This window comes from Sulfurovum sp. bin170 (genome assembly GCF_010892395.1).
In the GTDB taxonomy this organism is placed as follows: Bacteria; Campylobacterota; Campylobacteria; order Campylobacterales; family Sulfurovaceae; genus UBA1140.
Genome location: NZ_JAACKB010000311.1, coordinates 1 through 3,253 on the forward strand (window position 1 = coordinate 1; position 3,253 = coordinate 3,253).

Here is a 3,253-nt window from a genome sequence, read left to right on the forward strand (position 1 = left end):
CCTGCTATTGCGAATATCATTCAATAGATTTTTGGCATCCTCTTCTGCCATTACTCCAAATGTTCTCTCTATCCAGTTCTCATTTTTTGGTTTTTTACTATTGGCAATCAATTTCAAATATCTATCATAATCCAATATAACGACAAAAGGTTTATCTCTTTTGGTGACCAACATATCACTTTTTAGAGCATTTTGTAAAATTGTACTGTTTTGTTTTATTTCGGAGGCTGTTACTCGTTGCATGGTGTATCCTTTATGGTTATTATAGCTATTTTAGCCATAATAGTCAATAGAATCATGAATTTAAATATCATAAATGTGGTAGTTGGTTAAATGTTTTTTTTACTCGCTACACCTCTAGTTCCATCCTCTTTGAGGTGGAATTCATAGGCAATAACAATTAAAGTCAACACCCCAATATTTCAGAAAAATCAGCTAAAATAACAGAAAAGAAAACTCTAAAATGGGCAGAACTAGATATAAAATATATGAACCAACACACCCACACTTTGTAACTTGCACTATTCTACATTGGCTACCAATCTTCACAAGAAAAGAGAGTGTGGATATAATTTTAAATAGTCTAAAATTTCTACAAAAGCAAGATAATCTAAAACTACACGCCTATGTGATATTGGAAAATCATCTACATATGGTATTGCGTAGTGATGATTTACAAAAGAGTATGGAGTCATTTAAAAAGTTTACAGCAAGAGAGATATTGAAGCTACTCAAAAGAGAGAATGCAACAACCATACTTGATCAGTTGGCATTTTATAAAAAGGCTCATAGAAAAGAGAAGAGTTTTCAAGTGTGGGAAGAGGGTTATCAGCCTAAACTGATACAGACAGAAGCCATCTTAAAAGTTAAGATTGATTACATTAACTATAATCCTGTCAAGAGAGGTTATGTTGATAAAGCTGTTCTCTAGTGCTAGGGATTATGAGGGTGGTCATGGATTGATTGAGATTGATAGGTTTTGGTAGGGATATTTGGTGTTGATTTTAGTTGTTATTGCCTATGAATTCCACCTCAGAGAGGATGGAACTAGAGGTGTGGCGAGTTAAACAATTTTACAATCTGTTTAGCAGTGTATGATTTGAAGTGTCTCATGCTTTTACCTATATCATCACTCTGTGCTAAAAGATGTAGATGATTTTCCAAAATCACATAAGCGTAAAGTTTTAGGTTCTCTTCTTTTTGTAGATATTTCAGACTTTGGATAATAATATCCACACTCTCTTTTCGTGTAAACACTGGTAACCAATTGAGTATAGTGCATGTCAAAAAATGTGGATGTGTTGGTTCATATATTTTATATCTGCTTCTGCCCATTTGATATTGTAGCTTTTAGGGGCTTAATGGCACATTTTAGTAATTTATGGAGCTTTCTGTAGTTGTAGTTCTCATATGCGTATCCCACCGAGGACGGTGGGAACGAGGTAATTCTATGTAATTTTTACATGAAAATGTTCAATTTATATCATTTTTTACCTATTAAGGTTTTCCTAAGTAAGTTCTTACACAGTCTCAGAGAGGATGGAACTAGAGATGTAACGAGTTAGGAGGTGTGGCGAGTTATAGTTGTACTACATTATAAGTTTGAAGAGGTATTCGTACTTCATATTCGTTTACAAGTTCATTCCGAGAGCGTGAACTAGATTCCTCCCCTGTCTCTCCAGATGCACTTATCCCTACTTGGGGAATAGGATTTATTTGAAAACCTACATCTAACTGTCCCCTTAAAGTATCTGTAAGCTCTTCGATACTGCTAGCCCTTCGGGTAACCACTTGTACACCTTGAGTTATTTTGAATCTCATATTTCTACTAAAGTTGAATCGATCAAAGTTTATTATAACTGGAGAACTGAAATTGACTATTCTTTGAAAAGGAGTACAATCTGCTCCTATTTGTCTTATGATGTCATTATCACAACTGCTCACCTCTTCTATGTTCGCTGCTTCAAATCTAATCGAAGGTGTACCTTGTGACTTAGCCCATATCTGAAAAGTTTGAATGCTATGTATTGTATTTCTATTTTCTCCCTGAGAGTCTACACCGTTCATATCAGTAAAATGCATATTAGCATTCCTTACAACTAAACTACCAGGAGGATTTCTAAAATCATTAAAGAGTAACTGAATATTAACAAGTCTCCAGTTATGACCAGATGGGCTTGCTGGTGTTCTTTGTATTGTCTTTTCCTTTTGACTATTATTGCGTGGTTGAACCACCTGCGTCAAATCATGCCTCAACAATTTTTCTTTACTCCACTTTGAAGTCTGCCCATCTTTCCTCTGTAAAGCCTTCCCCCCCATCACATCAGCCTCTCTCTCCAACCCCTCATTATCATTAATATTCACTTTCTCTTTCATTTGTCGAGTAGGCTGAACTCTCCCCTGTTTCTGTTGCACCACATGCCAAGCCTCATGAGGCAGATGTTTCTCTGCACCAGAGGCTAGGTGAATATCAGAACCTTGTGCAAAAGCATGAGCATTTAGTTGAGCAGGTTGTGAAGAGTCATAGTGAACTTTGACATCATCCATTGAGTAACCTGATAGAGACTCTATGCCACTCTTTAGATTGTCAGGTAGTCCAGTGTTGTTCTCTTTTTTTTGGATGGTGTTATTACCAAATATAGCTTGTTGCTCTTTGGATTTTCTCTGCATTAGTGGGGTTTTTGAGACTTGTTGAGTTGTTGTTCCACCGTTGCTTTTTGGGGTGGGGGTTTTGGTGAGGTTTTTGGACTCTTTTAGTTGTAGTTTGCTCATGAGTTGTCCTTTTTTAGCACTGAGGTCAGATATTGAATATGACGAGGCTAAAGCCATCGGTGCCTAGTTTTGCAAATTGTCTAATCTTATGCTGTTTTGCTCTATTTCAATAAAGAGCAATCTATCTATCGTCTCAATATATTGAACCAAATCTATCTTTAGCTCATACCCTCGTCTAAAAAGAAAACTCTTGAACGCTATTTTTTGTTTTCTAAATAGCTCTCTATCCACTGTCGTCTCTATTGCCAAATCTATATCTCCACCTCGTTTACTATCATCAACTTTACTTCCAAATAGATAGACTGCGACATCTCCAAAACTATGTTCTGTTGCCTCTTTTATAATATCTATCAATCTACTCGATAGTCTCATCATAAAACCTTTGGCTCATACCAACCTCAGAGGTCTATCACCCCAACAACACCTGAAGCAAAGAATCAAGTAAATTTCTACCCCTTTTGCGAACATTATGAGTAAACTC

Annotated in this window: 5 protein-coding genes; 1 reads left to right on the top strand and 4 read right to left on the bottom strand. The window is 36.2% G+C overall.

The window, feature by feature from the left end:
* The coding region (locus GSY74_RS07445) for a hypothetical protein (protein ID WP_164664473.1) at positions 1 to 243 on the bottom strand (243 nt) is incomplete at its 3' end.
* A gap of 220 nt (positions 244 to 463) precedes the next feature.
* On the opposite strand from GSY74_RS07445, the gene GSY74_RS07450 reads away from it, so the two are divergent.
* Positions 464 to 931 (top strand): transposase, encoded by a 468-nt coding sequence (locus GSY74_RS07450; protein WP_255494579.1) that lies wholly within the window; start codon positions 464 to 466, stop codon positions 929 to 931.
* Positions 932 to 1,047: 116 nt separating this feature from the next.
* On the opposite strand, the gene GSY74_RS07455 is transcribed toward GSY74_RS07450, so the two are convergent.
* The 3 genes from GSY74_RS07455 to GSY74_RS07465 all read right to left on the bottom strand — a co-directional run bounded on the left by GSY74_RS07455 (position 1,048) and on the right by GSY74_RS07465 (position 3,147).
* On the bottom strand, positions 1,048 to 1,335 hold the full coding sequence (locus tag GSY74_RS07455; protein ID WP_255494580.1) for a transposase: 288 nt from the start codon (positions 1,333 to 1,335) through the stop codon (positions 1,048 to 1,050).
* Positions 1,336 to 1,578: 243 nt separating this feature from the next.
* Entirely contained in the window at positions 1,579 to 2,772 is a 1,194-nt protein-coding gene (locus GSY74_RS07460) for a DUF4157 domain-containing protein (protein WP_164664474.1), read from the bottom strand.
* 63 nt (positions 2,773 to 2,835) lie between these two features.
* Positions 2,836 to 3,147 carry a nucleotidyltransferase domain-containing protein gene (locus tag GSY74_RS07465; RefSeq protein WP_164664475.1) on the bottom strand — a complete coding sequence of 104 codons (312 nt, stop codon included), beginning with the start codon at positions 3,145 to 3,147 and terminating at the stop codon, positions 2,836 to 2,838.
* Positions 3,148 to 3,253 lie beyond the last annotated feature (106 nt).

What these genes read in the sequence shown, in the direction of transcription:
- GSY74_RS07450 (WP_255494579.1), top strand. Translation starts at nt 464, where the DNA reads ATGGGCAGAACTAGATATAAAATATATGAACCAACACACCCACACTTT.
- GSY74_RS07455 (WP_255494580.1), bottom strand. Translation starts at nt 1,335, where the DNA reads ATGGGCAGAAGCAGATATAAAATATATGAACCAACACATCCACATTTT.
- GSY74_RS07460 (WP_164664474.1), bottom strand. Translation starts at nt 2,772, where the DNA reads ATGAGCAAACTACAACTAAAAGAGTCCAAAAACCTCACCAAAACCCCC.
- GSY74_RS07465 (WP_164664475.1), bottom strand. Translation starts at nt 3,147, where the DNA reads ATGATGAGACTATCGAGTAGATTGATAGATATTATAAAAGAGGCAACA.